At 66.5% G+C, this 15,987-nt stretch carries 16 protein-coding genes; 14 read left to right on the plus strand and 2 right to left on the minus strand.

All coding sequences use genetic code 11. The features are described 5' to 3' along the window. Nucleotides 1-19 precede the first annotated feature (19 nt). The 13 genes from AAY78_RS10865 to dapF all read left to right on the plus strand — a co-directional run bounded on the left by AAY78_RS10865 (nucleotide 20) and on the right by dapF (nucleotide 13,022). A complete protein-coding gene (locus AAY78_RS10865) occupies nucleotides 20-1,696 on the plus strand; it encodes a ribonuclease J (protein WP_046748322.1) in 1,677 nt (558 codons plus the stop codon). Nucleotides 1,697-1,768: 72 nt separating this feature from the next. After that, a complete protein-coding gene (locus AAY78_RS10870) occupies nucleotides 1,769-2,263 on the plus strand; it encodes a GNAT family N-acetyltransferase (protein WP_046748323.1) in 495 nt (164 codons plus the stop codon). Nucleotides 2,264-2,337: 74 nt separating this feature from the next. Then, nucleotides 2,338-5,073, plus strand: coding sequence for an FtsK/SpoIIIE family DNA translocase (locus AAY78_RS10875; RefSeq protein WP_046748324.1), 2,736 nt, complete (start codon nucleotides 2,338-2,340; stop codon nucleotides 5,071-5,073). Beyond that, on the plus strand, nucleotides 5,073-5,648 hold the full coding sequence (gene pgsA / locus AAY78_RS10880) for a CDP-diacylglycerol--glycerol-3-phosphate 3-phosphatidyltransferase (protein WP_046748325.1): 576 nt from the start codon (nucleotides 5,073-5,075) through the stop codon (nucleotides 5,646-5,648). The genes AAY78_RS10875 and pgsA overlap by 1 nt, the downstream gene beginning before the upstream one ends. Continuing rightward, on the plus strand, nucleotides 5,645-6,130 hold the full coding sequence (locus AAY78_RS10885) for a CinA family protein (protein WP_046748326.1): 486 nt from the start codon (nucleotides 5,645-5,647) through the stop codon (nucleotides 6,128-6,130). Before pgsA ends, AAY78_RS10885 begins: the two co-directional genes overlap by 4 nt. Before the next feature lie 141 nt (nucleotides 6,131-6,271). Beyond that, nucleotides 6,272-6,580, plus strand: a complete 309-nt coding sequence (locus AAY78_RS10890; RefSeq protein ID WP_026049981.1) for a helix-turn-helix domain-containing protein — start codon at nucleotides 6,272-6,274, stop codon at nucleotides 6,578-6,580. An 18-nt stretch (nucleotides 6,581-6,598) separates the two neighbouring features. Then, a complete protein-coding gene (locus AAY78_RS10895; RefSeq protein ID WP_046748327.1) occupies nucleotides 6,599-6,823 on the plus strand; it encodes a DUF3046 domain-containing protein in 225 nt (74 codons plus the stop codon). A gap of 267 nt (nucleotides 6,824-7,090) precedes the next feature. Continuing rightward, entirely contained in the window at nucleotides 7,091-8,140 is a 1,050-nt protein-coding gene (gene recA, locus AAY78_RS10900) for a recombinase RecA (RefSeq protein ID WP_046748328.1), read from the plus strand. Between the two features lie 407 nt (nucleotides 8,141-8,547). Then, complete coding sequence (locus AAY78_RS20090) at nucleotides 8,548-9,021, plus strand: regulatory protein RecX (protein ID WP_231589704.1); 474 nt, start codon at nucleotides 8,548-8,550, stop codon at nucleotides 9,019-9,021. 49 nt (nucleotides 9,022-9,070) lie between these two features. Further along, nucleotides 9,071-10,618 (plus strand): tRNA (N6-isopentenyl adenosine(37)-C2)-methylthiotransferase MiaB, encoded by a 1,548-nt coding sequence (gene miaB, locus AAY78_RS10910; RefSeq protein WP_046748472.1) that lies wholly within the window; start codon nucleotides 9,071-9,073, stop codon nucleotides 10,616-10,618. After that, a complete protein-coding gene (miaA, locus tag AAY78_RS10915; RefSeq protein WP_046748330.1) occupies nucleotides 10,615-11,526 on the plus strand; it encodes a tRNA (adenosine(37)-N6)-dimethylallyltransferase MiaA in 912 nt (303 codons plus the stop codon). Before miaB ends, miaA begins: the two co-directional genes overlap by 4 nt. A 51-nt stretch (nucleotides 11,527-11,577) precedes the next feature. Continuing rightward, nucleotides 11,578-12,114 carry a dihydrofolate reductase family protein gene (locus tag AAY78_RS10920; RefSeq protein ID WP_046748331.1) on the plus strand — a complete coding sequence of 179 codons (537 nt, stop codon included), beginning with the start codon at nucleotides 11,578-11,580 and terminating at the stop codon, nucleotides 12,112-12,114. A 35-nt stretch (nucleotides 12,115-12,149) separates the two neighbouring features. Next, entirely contained in the window at nucleotides 12,150-13,022 is an 873-nt protein-coding gene (gene dapF / locus AAY78_RS10925; protein WP_046748332.1) for a diaminopimelate epimerase, read from the plus strand. A 45-nt stretch (nucleotides 13,023-13,067) separates the two neighbouring features. On the opposite strand, the gene AAY78_RS10930 is transcribed toward dapF, so the two are convergent. After that, nucleotides 13,068-13,709 (minus strand): class I SAM-dependent methyltransferase, encoded by a 642-nt coding sequence (locus AAY78_RS10930; protein ID WP_046748333.1) that lies wholly within the window; start codon nucleotides 13,707-13,709, stop codon nucleotides 13,068-13,070. Nucleotides 13,710-13,777: 68 nt separating this feature from the next. On the opposite strand from AAY78_RS10930, the gene hflX reads away from it, so the two are divergent. Then, the gene (gene hflX, locus AAY78_RS10935) at nucleotides 13,778-15,289 is read left to right on the plus strand and encodes a GTPase HflX (protein WP_046748334.1); all 1,512 of its coding nucleotides are present in this window, start codon (nucleotides 13,778-13,780) and stop codon (nucleotides 15,287-15,289) included. A 4-nt stretch (nucleotides 15,290-15,293) separates the two neighbouring features. On the opposite strand, the gene AAY78_RS10940 is transcribed toward hflX, so the two are convergent. Further along, on the minus strand, nucleotides 15,294-15,962 hold the full coding sequence (locus AAY78_RS10940; RefSeq protein ID WP_046748335.1) for an SIMPL domain-containing protein: 669 nt from the start codon (nucleotides 15,960-15,962) through the stop codon (nucleotides 15,294-15,296). Nucleotides 15,963-15,987 lie beyond the last annotated feature (25 nt).

The following is a 15,987-nucleotide window of genomic DNA, read 5'->3' on the forward strand; positions in this document are numbered from 1 at the left end:
GTCCGACTGAGGAGACAGCATGTCCATTCCCCTGGTAGAACCGACCGCTCTCGATGAAGGGACGCTGCGGGTCATCCCGATCGGCGGGCTCGGAGAGATCGGTCGCAACATGACCATGTTCGAGTACGACGGGAAGATCCTGATCGTCGACTGCGGTGTGCTCTTCCCGGAGGAGCACCAGCCGGGCGTCGACCTGATCCTCCCGGACTTCGAGCCCATCCGTGATCGCCTCGAAGACATCGTCGGTGTCGTGCTCACGCACGGCCACGAAGATCACATCGGCGCCGTGCCCTACCTCCTGCGCCTGAAGAGCGACATCCCTCTGATCGGCTCCGGGCTCACCCTCGCGCTGGTCGAGGCGAAGCTCAAGGAGCACCGCATCAAGGCCTTCACCCTCACCGTGAAGGAGGGGCAGGAGGAGCGGGTCGGTCCGTTCGACCTGGAGTTCGTCGCGGTCAACCACTCCATCCCCGACGCGCTGGCCGTCGCCATCCGCACCCCCGCCGGCATGGTCCTCGCGACCGGCGACTTCAAGATGGACCAGCTTCCCCTCGACGGCCGGATCACCGACCTGCGCGCGTTCGCCCGCCTCGGGGAAGAGGGCGTCGATCTGTTCCTCGTCGATTCGACCAACGCCGACGTTCCCGGCTTCACCCCGACGGAACGCTCCATCGGCCCCGTGCTCGATCAGGTGATCGCGAAGGCGCCGCGTCGCGTCATCGTCGCCAGCTTCTCCAGCCACGTCCACCGTGTGCAGCAGGTCATCGATGCCGCACACGCCAACGGGCGCCGCGTCGCGTTCCTCGGCCGCAGCATGGTCCGGAACATGACGATCGCCGAGCAGCTCGGCTACCTGAAGGTGCCGGACGGCGTCCTGATCGACTTCAAGAAGGCACGTGATCTGCCCGACGAGCAGATCGTCTACATGTCGACGGGCTCGCAGGGAGAGCCGATGGCCGTGCTCAGCCGGATGGCGAACATGGATCACGCGATCGAGATCAGCGAGGGCGACACCGTCATCCTCGCCTCCAGCCTCATCCCGGGCAACGAGAACGCGGTGTACCGCGTGATCGACGGCTTGACCAAGCTGGGCGCCAACGTCGTGCACAAGGCGAACGCGAAGGTGCACGTCTCCGGGCACGCCGCCGCGGGTGAGCTCATCTACTGCTACAACATCCTGAAGCCGAAGAATGTCCTCCCGGTCCATGGCGAGTACCGCCACCTCATCGCGAACGCCAAGCTGGCGCAGGACACCGGCGTGCCGGAGGACAACACGATCATCGCCTCGAACGGCACCGTGATCGACCTCAAGGGCGGGGTCGCGAAGGTCGCAGGTCAGCTCGATCTCGGGTTCGTGTACGTCGACGGCTCAACCGTCGGCGAGATCACGGACGCCGACCTCAAGGACCGCCGGATCCTCGGCGAGGAGGGCTTCATCTCGGTCATCGTCGTGGTGGACGCCACGACCGGGCGCATCATCTCGGGCCCGGAGATCCATGCGCGCGGCGTCGCCGAGGACGACTCCGTGTTCGACGACGTCACGCCCAAGATCGTCGCCGCGCTCAAGGAGGCGTCCGGCAATGGTGTCCGTGACACCCATGCGCTGTCGCAGGTCGTGCGACGCACGATCGGTCGCTGGGTCAATCAGCGGCTTCGTCGTCGCCCCATGATCGTGCCGCTCGTCATCGAGGCGTGACGGCGGCGCGGTCCTCTCGCACTCACGGGTAGTCGTCATGCCGACGTAACACCGTCGGCCTATGCTCGCGTCATGCACAGGGGCTTCTCGCTTCGCAGGGCGTCGCAGACGGATGCGATGTTCCTCGGCGACATGCTCGTCGAGGCGGCGAACTGGCGAGCCGGAGGAGTGCGGCCACGGCACGAGGTGCTGACCTCGACGGAGCATCGCCGCTACCTCGCGGGGTGGAAACGCATGTCAGACGACGGCCTCGTCGCGCTGGGTGACGATGACGTCGCGGTCGGTGCCGCCTGGTATCGGGTGCTTCCGCAGAACGAGCCGGGATTCGGTTTCATCGGCATCGCGGTCCCCGAGCTGATCGTCGGCGTGCACCCGCTCTGGCGCGCTCGGGGTGTTGGTCGGTCCCTGCTGCGCGGCATCGTGCAGCTCGCCGGGTCCCAAGGCCATGCCAGGATCAGCTTGAGCGTGGAGCGGGACAACTTCGCGCGCAATCTGTATCGTGCGGAAGGGTTCGCCGTGGTGGGTCAGGGGTCGACGCGCGACACGATGGCTCGCGGTACGGGGTAGCGTACGCTCTCTCCGATCCGTGGAAAGCCGCGTCATTACGCGGCGATGTCGCCTGTTGGACGTAACGTGAGAGCATGGCCAGGAGTACCACGAAGACAGAGCGCGCGTCGACGAGCGCACCGTCGCGCCCCAAGCGGCAGACGGCTCCCAAGGCCACGCCCGCTCGCAAGGCCCAACCCGCTCCCAAGAAGTACATCGACGAGGCCGACAAGCCTCCAGTCGCCGTCCGTGCCTGGGTCGGGCTGGCGCACGGGGTCGGAGGACTCTTCCGCGCGTTCGGCCCTGAGACCCTCGAGAAGGACGACCGTCGCGACGGCTTCCCGTTCTTCCTCGTGCTCCTCGCCGTGCTCGGTGCGGTCAACGAGTGGTTCTTCATCGGCAACGAGGTCGCAGCGAACATCAGTGCCTACTCGGTGGGTCTCTTCGTCGGACGCGTGGCCTTCATCATGCCCGTGCTGCTCCTCCTGCTCGCCGGATGGCTGTTCCGGCACCCGTCCTCTGTCCACGACAACGGTCGTATCGGCATCGGCTTCGGCATGTTCGTCCTCGCCCTCGCGGGGATCTTCCATGTCGCAGGGCCTCGCCCGCATCCGAACCAGGGGATGCCTGCGCTCAGCGAGTCGGGCGGTCTGCTGGGCTGGCTGGTGGGGCAGCCGCTGACGTACCTCACCGACATCCCGGCGTACATCGTGCTGTCGCTGCTCGTGGCACTCAGCATCCTGATCCTCACCAAGACACCGCCGAATCGCATCGGTTCGCGCCTCGGGGATCTCTACGCCTGGATGTTCGACGCGGAGCGACCGGAGAAGCCGACGAAGGACGCCGCAGCGATCGACGACGCGGACAAGACCGATGACCCCGACGTACTGCCGTGGTGGCGCCGGAACAAGACCGGCCGCGAAGAGGACCCGGATGAGGGCACACTCGATTCCGACGACATCACCGCGCTCCTGACCACCTCCGATCCCACGCCTGCGTACGACCAGGCAGTGGTCGTCGAGAATCCTTACGACGCGGCCACCGAGGTGCTGTCCGAGGTCAGGTCGGTCGCCGACTCGCTCGCCGAGCAGCAGACCACGGCCCTGCTCGATGACTCCTCCGAGACAGGAGAGGTGCCGGAACTACCCGGTCTCGACGGGTTCGGCACCGATGGTCCGGGCGACCGCGGCCCGCAGGCCCCCGTCACGCCATACATCCTCCCGTCTCCCGGACTCCTGGTCGAAGGCCCGCCGCCCGTCATGCGCTCAGAGGCGACCGACAAGGTGATCGAGCAGATCACCAGCGTGCTGTCGCAGTTCAAGGTCGATGCCAAGGTGACCGGCTTCTCCCGCGGACCGACGGTCACGCAGTACGAGGTCGAGGTGGGCCACGGCGTCAAGGTCGAGAAGATCCTGCAGCTGAGCAACAACTTCGCCTACGCCGTGGCCTCGAACGACGTGCGCATCCTCTCGCCGATCCCGGGCAAGAGCGCAATCGGCATCGAGATCCCGAACGCCGACAAGGAGATGGTGGCTCTCGGCGATGTGCTGCGCTCGCCCGCTGCGCAGAAGAGCACGCACCCGATGACCATCGGCGTCGGCAAAGACGTCGGCGGCAACATCGTCATCGCGAACCTCGCGAAGATGCCGCACCTCCTCGTGGCCGGCTCCACCGGTTCGGGTAAGTCGAGCTTCGTGAACTCCATGATCACGAGTCTGCTGATGCGTGCCCGCCCGTCCGACGTGCGCATGGTGCTGATCGACCCGAAGCGTGTCGAGCTGACCAGCTACGCCGGTGTCCCGCATCTGATCACGCCCATCATCACGAACCCGAAGAAGGCGGCGGAGGCGCTGCAGTGGGTCGTGAAGGAGATGGACATGCGGTACGACGATCTCGCGTCGTTCGGTTTCCGGCACATCGACGACTTCAACCGGGCTGTCCGCGCGGGCGAGGTCGAGCTCCCGGTGGGCAGCGAGCGTGTCCTGAAGCCGTACCCGTACCTTCTGGTGGTCGTCGATGAGCTCGCTGACCTCATGATGGTCGCCCCTCGCGACGTCGAGGACTCGATCGTCCGCATCACGCAGCTCGCACGTGCCTCCGGCATCCATCTCGTGCTAGCGACTCAGCGCCCGAGCGTCGACGTCGTGACGGGCCTGATCAAGGCCAACGTCCCGTCACGACTCGCCTTCGCCGTGACGAGCGTCACGGACAGCCGGGTCATCCTCGACAGCCCCGGTGCCGACAAGCTCATCGGTCAAGGTGACGCCCTGTTCTCGCCGATGGGCTCATCGAAGCCGTTCCGCCTGCAGGGCGCGTGGGTCGATGAGAAGGAGATCGACGCGGTCGTCAAGCACGTCACCCGTCAGGCACGTCCGGACTACCGTCCGGACGTGCAGGAGGCGATGGAGCCGACGAAGAAGAAGGAAGTCGACGAGGACATCGGGGATGACCTGGAGCTGCTGCTCGCAGCCGCCGAGCTCATCGTCTCCTCGCAGTTCGGATCGACGTCGATGCTCCAGCGCAAGCTCCGCGTCGGGTTCGCGAAGGCAGGTCGTCTCATGGATCTGCTCGAGTCGCGCGAGATCGTCGGCCCCTCCGAGGGGTCGAAGGCGCGAGACGTGCTGGCGACCGCCGAGCAGCTCCCGCAGGTGATGGCCAAGTTGCGCGGAGAGGACGTTCCGGCACCGACATCGGCATCGGCTGCGCCTGCGGTTCCGCCCGTCCCGCCGCTCCCGCAGACGCATGACCCGATCGCGGCTCAGTACGAGGGTCTTCCCGAGGTGGAAGCTGAGGGCGACGAAGATGCCTGGGGCTTGACGGGACGCGACTGATGGCGATCCCACGGCAGCTCCCCAACGCCATCACGGTCGCGCGCATCCCGCTGGCCGTCGTCTTCTTCGTCCTGCTCCTGCTGGGTGGCACCTATGGGTTCTCGGACCCGGGTCTCCGCTGGACGGCCGGAGTCATCTTCATCGTCGGGATCTCGACGGACTGGGTCGACGGGTACCTCGCCCGCAAGTACGACATCGTCAGTGATTTCGGCAAGCTCTGGGATCCGATCGCCGACAAGATGCTCACCGGTGCCGGCTTCATCGGGCTCGCGATTCTGGGCGAGGTCAACTGGTGGATCGTTGCGATCATCCTCGTGCGCGAATGGGGCATCACGATCCATCGGCTCATGGTGGCCAGCGAACACGTCGTGGCCGCGGCCTGGATGGGCAAGATCAAGACCGCGTTCCAAGGGGTGGCGCTCGGGTGGGCACTCCTCCCGCTGCACTACGTCATCGGTCTCGACGCCTGGACATTGATCACGTTCATCCTCATGCTCATCGTCCTGGTCCTCACGGTGGCGAGCGGCATCGACTACGTCGTGGCGCAGGTACGCGGGTCGCGCCGGAAGTCATGAGTCAGGCGGCAGCCGAGGTCCTCGCTGCGCTGGGCCGACGAGGATGGAAGCTCGGCGTGGCCGAATCCCTGACCGGGGGCGCCCTGTGCGCCGATCTCGTCGCGGTTCCCGGAGCGTCAGCCGTGCTGCTCGGAGGCGTCGTGGCATATGCCACGCCGGTCAAGTCGTCCGTGCTGGGCGTGGATGAGGGCCTGCTGTCGAGATACGGGCCGGTGCATCCGCAGGTCGCACTGGAGATGGCAGACGGCGTCAGACGCGTCGTCGGCGTCGACGGCGAGGCTGCCGATGTGGGGGTGTCCACGACCGGGATCGCCGGACCGGTGTCTCCGGACGGGCAGCCCGTCGGCACGGTGCACATCGGCGTCGTCACCCCCGCGGCATCGCGGACCAGGGCCTTTCTCTTCGTCGGCGACCGGGAATCGATCCGGGCGCAGACGGTGGACGCGGCACTCCAGGAGATGCTCGCCCTGCTCTCGGAATAGCAGAGCCCTGCGGCTGGTTATCTCTGATGTGCTCACACGTAAACCACAGAGTGCAGGAGTAGATTCTGTGCACGCCAGGGGTACTAGACTGGCTGTCTCATCGGGGGAGACCTCGAGCGAACACAGGGGGAGGAGGTTCCGATGATTCTTGTACGACAGGAAATCGGCGATGTGCTGAGGGACTTCCGCCTGCAGAAGGGGCGTACGCTCCGGCAGGTCGCCAGCAAGGCATCGGTCGCACTCGGCTACCTCAGCGAGGTGGAGCGCGGTCAGAAAGAGGCTTCGAGCGAGATTCTCGCCTCGGTCGCAGACGCTCTCGACGTCCCCATCTCGACGATCATGCGCGAAGTCGGTGACCGCATTTCGGTGCTCGAGGGCATTCAGGTCTTCCCTGACGTCGTTCCCGACGACCTCGTGGCGTCGGTCGAGCCTCAGCTCTCGCTGCACTGACCCCCGAATGGGGTGGTGATGCGTCGTAGCGAGTTCCTTCGCGCCGTCGATACCGAGTTCGGGCTGAGGGCTTCCTCTCTGGTCAACGACCTCGGCCTGAGTGCCGTAGGTGGGCGTACCGCTCTCGAAGCTCTCGCCGACGGCACGCCGCCGCGAGACATCTGGCTGGCGCTGTGCGCGGAGATGGACGTTCCCGAGGACAGGCGCCACGGAGTCGGACGGCAGGAGCCGCGGCGGCGCTGACCTACGTTCCTCGTCCGCCCTCTACGGAACACGACGCACCATTTGCGGCGTGTCGTCGAAGATTCGTTCGAAGCGGGCGTAGTCTTCTGCACAAGTGGTCCGGACCGTTTGTTCTGCACTGTATGTGAGATCGTCGCACCGATGTCGGTGGTCCCTCCTACGGTGGAAACAAGCCGAAGAGCCATTACGCCTTGTCGGAGAGTTTCTCCCAACCGGAAGAGCCGCGACAGCCTACAGGCGGCATCACGCGCGCAGAAGGAGCACATCATGCCATCACCCGCCGACCGCGAGAAGTCCCTCGAGACCGCCCTCGCTCAGATCGACCGCCAGTTCGGAAAGGGCTCGGTCATGCGGCTGGGCAGCGATGAGCGTGCCCCTGTGGCCGTCATCCCGACCGGCTCCATCGCCCTCGACGTCGCCCTCGGCGTGGGAGGACTGCCGCGTGGCCGAATCGTAGAGATCTACGGACCGGAGTCCTCGGGTAAGACGACTCTCACGCTGCACGCGATCGCCAACGCTCAGCGCGCCGGGGGAATCGCGGCGTTCATCGATGCCGAGCACGCGCTCGACCCCGACTATGCCGCGAAGCTGGGCGTCGACATCGATGCTCTCCTGGTGTCGCAGCCCGACACCGGTGAGCAGGCGCTCGAGATCGCCGACATGCTGGTGCGCTCCGGAGCCATCGACCTCATCGTCATCGACTCCGTCGCGGCGCTCGTGCCTCGTGCCGAGATCGAGGGCGAGATGGGCGACTCGCACGTGGGTCTGCAGGCGCGACTCATGTCGCAGGCCCTTCGTAAGCTCACCGGTGGTCTGAACCAGACCAACACCACCATGATCTTCATCAACCAGCTGCGTGAGAAGATCGGCGTCTTCTTCGGTTCCCCCGAGACCACCGCCGGCGGCAAGGCGCTGAAGTTCTACGCCTCGGTCCGCATGGACATCCGTCGTATCGAGACGCTGAAGGACGGAACCGATGCCGTCGGAAACCGCACCAGGGTCAAGGTCGTGAAGAACAAGATGGCGCCGCCGTTCAAGCAGGCGGAGTTCGACATCCTCTACGGCGTCGGCATCTCCCGCGAAGGCAGCCTGATCGACTTCGGCGTCGAACACGCCATCGTGAAGAAGTCGGGTTCCTGGTACACCTATGACGGTGATCAGCTGGGTCAGGGCAAGGAGAACGCACGCACGTTCCTGCTCAACAACCCCGACATCGCTCTGGCTATCGAGACGCAGATCAAGCAGAAGCTCGGTATCGGCGGGCCGTCCGGTGCCCCGGCAGCTGCCGATGAGCTCGCAGAGCGTCGTCCGGCCTGATGAACGACTCGCGTGGGGGCGATCCTGACCGGATCGCCCCCATCATCCCCCTCTTCGGCGGAACAGCGAAGAAACCAGGAGCGACGCCTTCCACGCCGGTCACGCAGTACGGCGAATCAGCGACACTGCCATCATCGCGAGGCGACGGGGATGCGGTCTGGCGTACGACCTGGGACTCTCCTCCAGGCGACCCTGCTTCCATCGACACAGCCGACGATGCAGCTCACGCGGGAACCCCGAGTGAGCGCCATCCGGCGCGCGGGCGCAGGGATCCCTCCGGCGCCAGGAGCTCTCATCCCTCGCGGCCGGCTCCCAGGCTCCGCGCGCTCGACGCGACGGAAGGAGACGGCGCGACTCAGCAAGAGGCGTCACACGCTGAGATCCGGGTCGCGGCCGAGGAGTCGCTCGTGCGAAAGCTGCGAGCCCGGTCGTTGTCGATCTCTGAAGCCCGGCAGGTGCTGCGTGGTGCGGGCCTCGAAGGTAGTGCGATCAGCGATGTGATCGACGACTTCTGCCGTCGTGGTTACCTCGATGATGCGGCCCTGGCCGGCGTCCTCGTGAGGTCGGGAGTGGATCGAAAGGGGCAGGGGAGAGTCGCTCTGTCTCGCGCGCTCGCTCAGCGGGGGATTCCGCGTGAGGTCATCGATAGCGCGCTCGAAGAGCTTCCGGACGACGACGACGAACGCGCACTGGAGTTCGCCCGCACCAAGGCGCGGTCGATGACTCGACTCGACCCCGACGCGGCGCTCCGTCGTCTGGTGGGACAGCTTTCTCGTCGTGGCTACGGCGGAGCGGTCGCCATGAAGGCGGCGAAGGTCGCGCTGCGCGAGGCTTCGTTCGGCGGAGCGACCTCAGGGGTGCGGTTCGTCGATTCCGACTGAGCAGTGAGCGCCGCTTCCGCACGGAAACGGCTCGTACAATGGGGTGATCATGACTATCCCGCGCAGCGAACCGACGATCATCGGCGCGTCGTCGGCAGCCGTCGACGTCGACGGACGACAGCGATCGTATGAAGTACGCACCTTCGGGTGCCAGATGAACGTGCACGACTCCGAGCGCCTCTCGGGCTCGTTGGAGAGCGCAGGTTACGTCAGGGCAGTCGACGGTGCGGAAGCCGATGTGGTGATCATCAACACCTGCGCGGTCCGCGACAACGCCGCAGGCAAGCTCTACGGCACACTCGGCCATCTCGCGTCGGTCAAGCGCCGCAAAGACGGGATGCAGATCGCCGTCGGCGGCTGCCTCGCACAGATGGACAAGCAGGCTGTGCTCGACAAGGCGCCGTGGGTCGATGTCGTGTTCGGCACCCACAACATGGGTTCCCTTCCGGGGCTGCTCGAGCGCGCCCGCCACAACGGGGATGCCGAACTCGAGATCCTCGAGTCGCTCGAAGTGTTCCCCTCAACCTTGCCTACGAAGCGAGACTCGGCGCACAGCGGCTGGGTGTCGATCTCGGTCGGGTGCAACAACACCTGCACGTTCTGCATCGTGCCCAGCCTGCGCGGCAAGGAGAAGGACCGTCGTCCCGGCGACATCCTGAACGAGATCCGGCTTCTGGTCGAAGACGGTGCGATCGAGGTGACGCTTCTCGGGCAGAACGTGAATTCCTACGGCGTCGAATTCGGCGATCGACAGGCGTTCGGCAAGCTCCTGCGCGCGGCCGGTGAGATCGAAGGCCTCGAGCGCGTCCGATTCACCAGCCCGCACCCCGCAGCCTTCACGGATGACGTGATCGATGCCATGGCGGAGACTCCGAACGTCATGCCGCAGCTTCACATGCCATTGCAGTCGGGGAGCGATCGCATCCTCAAGGCGATGCGACGTTCCTACCGCAGTGAGCGCTTCCTCGGGATCCTCGACCGCGTCCGCGCGCGCATCCCGAACGCCGCCATCACGACCGACATCATCGTCGGGTTCCCGGGGGAGACCGAGGAGGACTTCGAAGACACCATGCGTGTCGTCGAGCAGGCTCGTTTCTCCAGCGCCTTCACCTTCCAGTACTCGATCCGCGAAGGCACGCCTGCGGCGACCATGGAGGATCAGGTTCCGAAGGACGTAGTCCAGGCGCGCTACAACCGCCTGATCGCCCTTCAGGAGCGCATCTCGCTGGAAGAGAACCAGAAGCAGGTGGGTCGGCAGATCGAGGTTCTCGTCTCCACGGGTGAGGGCAAGAAGGACACCGAGACCCACCGGCTCACCGGTCGCGCGGAGGACAACAGACTCGTGCACTTCGAGGTGACACCGGGGTCGGACCTTCCTCGTCCAGGAGACGTCGTTACCGTGACGGTGACCCATGGAGCTCCGTTCCACCTGCTCGCAGACGACCCGACGGGAGCGCCTCTCAAGATCCGTCGCACTCGAGGCGGAGACGCCTGGGACCGTTCGCAGTCGGAGTCGTGCGCGGTACCCGCCCCGAGCGGCAACGGCGAGAAAAAGGCTGTGTCACTCGGGCTTCCGACACTGCGCGTCGGGGTGTGACCGAACCTCGCCTCTGGGCGATCGTCGGGGCGACCGGTACCGGGAAGAGCGACCTCGCGATAGAGCTGGCCGAGGCGCTGCGAGCCCGAGGGAACCCGGCTGAGATCGTGAACGCCGATGCCATGCAGCTCTACCGCGGTATGGACATCGGCACAGCGAAGGTGTCGTCGGCGGAGAGGCGGGGGATCCCGCATCATCTCTTCGACGAGCTCGATGTCGATGAGGACGCGGCTGTCGCTTGGTATCAGCCCCGAGCGCGCGCCGCCGTGGAGGACATCCACCGTCGCGGGGGTGATGCGATCCTCGTCGGTGGCTCGGGCCTGTACGTGTCGAGCGTCGTCTACGACTTCCGTTTCCCGCCGCGGGACACGGCGCTGCGCGAGCGCCTCGAGCAGGAGTTCGAGATGCTCGGAGCCGCGGTCATGATCGAGCGGCTGCGCGGGCTGGATCCCGAAGCGGCCGACCGTGTCGATCCGCGCAACCCCCGCCGCGTCATCCGCGCTCTCGAGGTGCTGGAACAGGGGAGCGCGACCCATGGTGCGGCGCTGCCCGACACGCCAGTGCTGTGGCACCCGCACACAAGACTGATCGGACTCCGCGTCGATCGCCCCGCACTGGTGGAGCGCCTCGACGCCAGGGTCGAGCGCATGTGGGCCGAAGGTCTGCCGGACGAGGTCGCCGGGCTGCGCTCCCGCGGGCTCGAGCGCGGAGGAACAGCGCCGCGCGCCATCGGCTACGCGCAGGCGTTGGACCAGCTCGACGGTCGTCTCACGCAGGACGAGGCCATCGCGCAGACCCAGGCCCTCACGCGGCGATACGCCCGTCGACAGGTGTCGTGGTTCAAGCGGTATCCCGACCTCGAGTGGTGGGACGCCCCCGCGGAGGTTGCTGCGCTCCTCCCGTCCTGATCTGCGATGTCGGTGGCCTGCGATGTCGGTAGTCCCTGACAGTCTCGATGGATGACGACTCACTTCTACACCGCATCCAGCCTCGACGGATTCATCGCCACCGACGAGCATTCGCTGGACTGGTTACTCACGCAGGACATCGACCAGGACGGACCGATGGCCTACACGGGGTTCGAGCGGAACATCGGCGCCCTGGCGATGGGGGCCTCGACGTATGAGTGGGTGATGCGCCACGAAGAGGGGCGTTGGGGATACTCGCAGCCCACGTGGGTGTTCACTCACCGCGAGCTCGATCTGCCCACGGGCGCAGACGTGCGGCTGACCCAGGCCGACATCCGGACGGTGCATTCTCAGATGGAGGAGGCCGCCGGAGGAAAAGACCTCTGGGTCGTCGGTGGGGGAGACCTGGCAGGCCAGTTCGCCGATGCCGGGCTGCTCGACGAGGTCTGGGTGCAGTACGCCCCCGTGACGCTCGGTTCTGGCGCCCCGCTGCTTCCGCGCAGGCTCGACCTCGAACTGCTGGAGGTGGCACGCAATCGCAACTTCCTCTGCGGGCGCTATCGGGTTGCTCGCGACGGGCGTTCGTGACGGGAGCTGCTCTTCACGATCCCTAGACTGGAGCCATGGTCGCATTCACCAAGGGTCACGGCACGGGCAACGATTTCATCATCATCGCCGACCCCGACGCCGAGCTCGACCTCACCGTCGAGCAGGTCGCGGTGCTGTGCGATCGTCATTTCGGCATCGGTGCCGACGGGATTCTCCGTGTCGTGAGGTCCTCGGCCATCCCCGAGGGCGCGGCTACCCTGGAGGAGGAGCCGCAGGCGGAGTGGTTCATGGACTACCGCAATGCGGACGGATCGATCGCCGAGATGTGCGGGAACGGTGTCCGCGTGTTCGCCCACTACCTCGTGCGCTCAGGTCTGGCGACGATCGAACCCGGCTCCACGCTGCCGATCGGGACGAGGGCGGGCGTGCGCGACGTCACGCGCAGCGCTACCGGATACCAGGTCGACCTCGGGCGCTGGAAGCTCTCCGGCGATGACCCGCTGGTTCGTGTGGACGGCCTGTCCGTGACGCGACCGGGACTCGGTATCGACGTCGGCAACCCGCACGTCGTGGTCGCCCTCGCCTCGGAGGTCGAGCTCGCGTCACTCGAGTTGCACAGGGCGCCCGATCTCGAGCCTCCGCTCCCCGAGGGTGCGAACATCGAGTTCGTGGTTCCGGGTGAGCCGCTCGTGCGCGATGGAATCGGTCACGTGAGCATGCGGGTGTTCGAGCGTGGTGTGGGGGAGACCCTCAGTTGCGGCACGGGTGTCGCCGCGACGGCACTCGCGGTCAGGCACTGGGCGGGAGCGAACGCTCCGAGCAACTGGCAGGTCGAGGTGCCTGGAGGTACGCTCGGCGTTCGCATGTTCCCCGCAGAAGACGGCGAGCACGTCGCCCTGTCGGGGCCGGCGCAACTCGTCTTCCAGGGCGAGGTCGACCTCGTCTGACGGCTCCGTCCGGCCATCGCGCGGATCGACTCGGCCTCGGTCTGCTCAGCTGAGGAGAATCGGCTCCGTCGGCGGGTTTCCGTGCTTTCGCACCTTGAGGATGCGGTATCCCTTGCCAGTGGCGGTTCGGAACACGCTGTAGCCGGGGTGGAACGTCGATCCGATCCAGCGCTGGAGAGAATCGGCTCCGAGGTTGCGCTGCACGACCAGCCAGGCGTCGCTGCGCTCATCGAGGCGCGGGATCCACCGTTCGAGAAGCCCGTGGAGCTCGTTCTTGCCGACGCGGATCGGCGGATTGGAGCGGATCGTGCGGAATGACACGTGTTCGGGAACATCGTCGGGCAGCGAAGCGTTGACATTGGTGAGCCCGAGAGCTGCCGCGTTGCGACGCACGAGATCGAGGGCACGCTCATTGACGTCGACGGCCCAGACCGTCGCGTGGGGAGCAGCCAGAGCCATCGACAGCGTCACCGGCCCCCAGCCGCTGCCGAGGTCGAGAAGATCGCCGCCCGGCGGAACCGGGGGCATGTTGGCGAGGAGCACTGCAGTGCCGGCGTCGAGACGGTCTGGGCTGAAGACGCCACCGGCGGTGGTGACTTCCAGCTCTCGACCCGCGAGAGTCACACGGAGCTTGCGCAGATTCTCGGGGCTTGCCGGGGCCGCAGTGAAGTAGTGATCTGACCCCATACGGTGAGCGTACCGGACACCGCGGGCTAAGGTTAAGGCTCGCAACGAAACCCAGAGACAAGGAACGGATGACGGAGACCACAACCCCCTCCACCGACGATCAGACGGTCGATCGTGTGCTCGCGAACGCGGAGAAGCGCTCGGACGTCCGGGTGTTCGGCGCCGCTCAGGCGCTGCAGGACGAATCGACCGCATCACACGGGAGCGCAGACGGCGCGCAGTGGGATCTGGAGGACCGTCATGCGCTTCGACGCGTCGGAGGTCTGTCGACGGAGCTCGAGGACGTCACCGAGGTCGAGTACCGGCAGCTGCGGCTGGAGAACGTCGTCCTCGTGGGTGTCTACCCCCAGGGAGCCCAGGAAGACGCGGAGAACTCGCTCCGAGAGCTCGCCGCCCTCGCCGAGACGGCCGGCGCCGTGGTGCTCGACGGTGTGCTGCAGCGTCGCCCGCACCCTGATGCCGCAACCTATCTCGGTCGGGGCAAAGCGCAGGAGCTCAAGGACATCGTCGCCGCGGTCGGAGCCGACACGGTCATCGCCGATACCGAACTCGCGCCCAGTCAGCGGCGTGCGCTCGAAGACGTCGTGAAGGTCAAGGTGATCGACCGCACGACGGTGATCCTCGACATCTTCAGTCAGCACGCGAAGAGCCGTGAGGGCAAGGCTCAGGTCGAGCTCGCTCAGCTCGAGTACCTGCTCCCACGCCTGCGTGGGTGGGGCGACTCGATGAGCCGTCAGGCCGGTGGCCAGGTGGGCGCGGGTGGTGCAGGTATGGGCTCGCGCGGTCCTGGTGAGACGAAGATCGAGCTGGATCGTCGACGCATCCGCACCAAGATGGCGCTGCTCAGACGACAGATCCGCGACTTCGGTCCCGCCAGGGACGCCAAGCGCGCCGAGCGCAAGCGCAATACCATTCCGTCCGTCGCCATCGCCGGATACACGAACGCCGGCAAGTCCAGTCTGCTCAACGCCCTCACGAGCGCGGGTGTCCTGGTCGAGAACGCGCTGTTCGCGACGCTTGACGCCACCGTCCGCCGGACGGAGACGGAAGACGGCCGCGTCTACACGCTGACCGATACGGTCGGGTTCGTCCGCAATCTCCCCCATCAGCTCGTCGAAGCGTTCCGCTCGACTCTGGAAGAGGTGGGTGAGGCCGACGTCGTGCTCCACGTGGTCGACGGGTCGCACCCCGATCCTGCGGGGCAGCTGCAGACGGTGCGTGACGTCCTCGGCGACGTGGGCGTCAGAGACCTGCCGGAGATCGTCGTCTTCAACAAGGCCGACCTGATCACGGAGGATGAACGTCTCGTCCTCCGTGGCCTGCAACCTCACGCTCACTTCGTGTCGTCGAGGTCGGGCGAGGGGATCGCAGAGTTGCGGGCAGCGGTCGAAGCGGCGTTGCCGAAGCCCGCGGTCGAGGTGGAAGCGGTGATTCCGTACGATCGTGGCGACCTCGTCGCATCGATCCACGAGTCGGGCATGCTGCTCTCCGTGGAGCACCGCGAGGACGGCACAGCTGTGCATGCGCGCGTCTCGGAGCGCTTGGCTGCGGAGCTCGCGCCCTTCGTCGCACAGGTCTGATCGGTCAGCGGGCGAGGAATCTGGCCTCGACGGTGGCGGAGATCACGATCTCCTCCGGCTCATACTCCATGGCGGGTGCAGAGTCGGCGGCGAATGCCGCGGCTCCTCGGGCCTTGAGCATCGGGGCGCCGGGCGCGGGCTGCCCGCTGGAGATGAGACCGACGTCAGCGATCTCCAGCGGGGTGACCTCATCCAGGCCGAGCGCCCCGGCGTAGGCCGCGGCGCGGGTGACAGCCACGCCGACTGCCGATGCGGCGACGTCACGTTCCACCTGCGTGCGCGTCTCCGGGGTCAGGTGCCAGTCCACCCAGCCGATCTCGACGCCGTCCCAGGCTGACACGTCGGAGACCCAGAGGGAGAGCTCCGAGGCCTCGGCGAACGTCGCCGTGAAGTCGATGCTCGCGTAGTACACGGGATCGAGTCTTGTGCCCTCGCTGCTCCAGGGGCGTTCGGCCCGAACGGAGATGCGCTTGCTCGACCAGTCGACCACGGTGCCGGCATCCGACCGATCGCTGATGCTGCGGCGCACCGGGTCTGCGAGCCGCAGTGCGCTCTCGACGACGTCGGTTCGTTCGGAGCCGTCCGTGCGAACGCTCACGTTGACGGTGGCGCGCTCTGGCGCCACTCGCGCCTCGTGCTCGCCGCGGACGGTGACGGTGACTTCGCTGCTCATGGGGCGACTCTACGCCAGCCCTCGG

It is taken from the genome of Microbacterium sp. Ag1 (assembly GCF_001005635.1).
GTDB lineage: Bacteria > Actinomycetota > Actinomycetes > Actinomycetales > Microbacteriaceae > Microbacterium > Microbacterium oxydans.

Excerpts from the sequence above, each read along its gene's own strand:
- AAY78_RS10865 (WP_046748322.1), top strand. The coding sequence starts at position 20 with ATGTCCATTCCCCTGGTAGAACCGACCGCTCTCGATGAAGGGACGCTG.
- AAY78_RS10870 (WP_046748323.1), top strand. The coding sequence starts at position 1,769 with ATGCACAGGGGCTTCTCGCTTCGCAGGGCGTCGCAGACGGATGCGATG.
- AAY78_RS10875 (WP_046748324.1), top strand. The coding sequence starts at position 2,338 with ATGGCCAGGAGTACCACGAAGACAGAGCGCGCGTCGACGAGCGCACCG.
- pgsA (WP_046748325.1), top strand. The coding sequence starts at position 5,073 with ATGGCGATCCCACGGCAGCTCCCCAACGCCATCACGGTCGCGCGCATC.
- AAY78_RS10885 (WP_046748326.1), top strand. The coding sequence starts at position 5,645 with ATGAGTCAGGCGGCAGCCGAGGTCCTCGCTGCGCTGGGCCGACGAGGA.
- AAY78_RS10890 (WP_026049981.1), top strand. The coding sequence starts at position 6,272 with ATGATTCTTGTACGACAGGAAATCGGCGATGTGCTGAGGGACTTCCGC.
- AAY78_RS10895 (WP_046748327.1), top strand. The coding sequence starts at position 6,599 with ATGCGTCGTAGCGAGTTCCTTCGCGCCGTCGATACCGAGTTCGGGCTG.
- recA (WP_046748328.1), top strand. The coding sequence starts at position 7,091 with ATGCCATCACCCGCCGACCGCGAGAAGTCCCTCGAGACCGCCCTCGCT.
- miaB (WP_046748472.1), top strand. The coding sequence starts at position 9,071 with ATGACTATCCCGCGCAGCGAACCGACGATCATCGGCGCGTCGTCGGCA.
- AAY78_RS10920 (WP_046748331.1), top strand. The coding sequence starts at position 11,578 with ATGACGACTCACTTCTACACCGCATCCAGCCTCGACGGATTCATCGCC.
- dapF (WP_046748332.1), top strand. The coding sequence starts at position 12,150 with ATGGTCGCATTCACCAAGGGTCACGGCACGGGCAACGATTTCATCATC.
- AAY78_RS10930 (WP_046748333.1), bottom strand. The coding sequence starts at position 13,709 with ATGGGGTCAGATCACTACTTCACTGCGGCCCCGGCAAGCCCCGAGAAT.
- hflX (WP_046748334.1), top strand. The coding sequence starts at position 13,778 with ATGACGGAGACCACAACCCCCTCCACCGACGATCAGACGGTCGATCGT.
- AAY78_RS10940 (WP_046748335.1), bottom strand. The coding sequence starts at position 15,962 with ATGAGCAGCGAAGTCACCGTCACCGTCCGCGGCGAGCACGAGGCGCGA.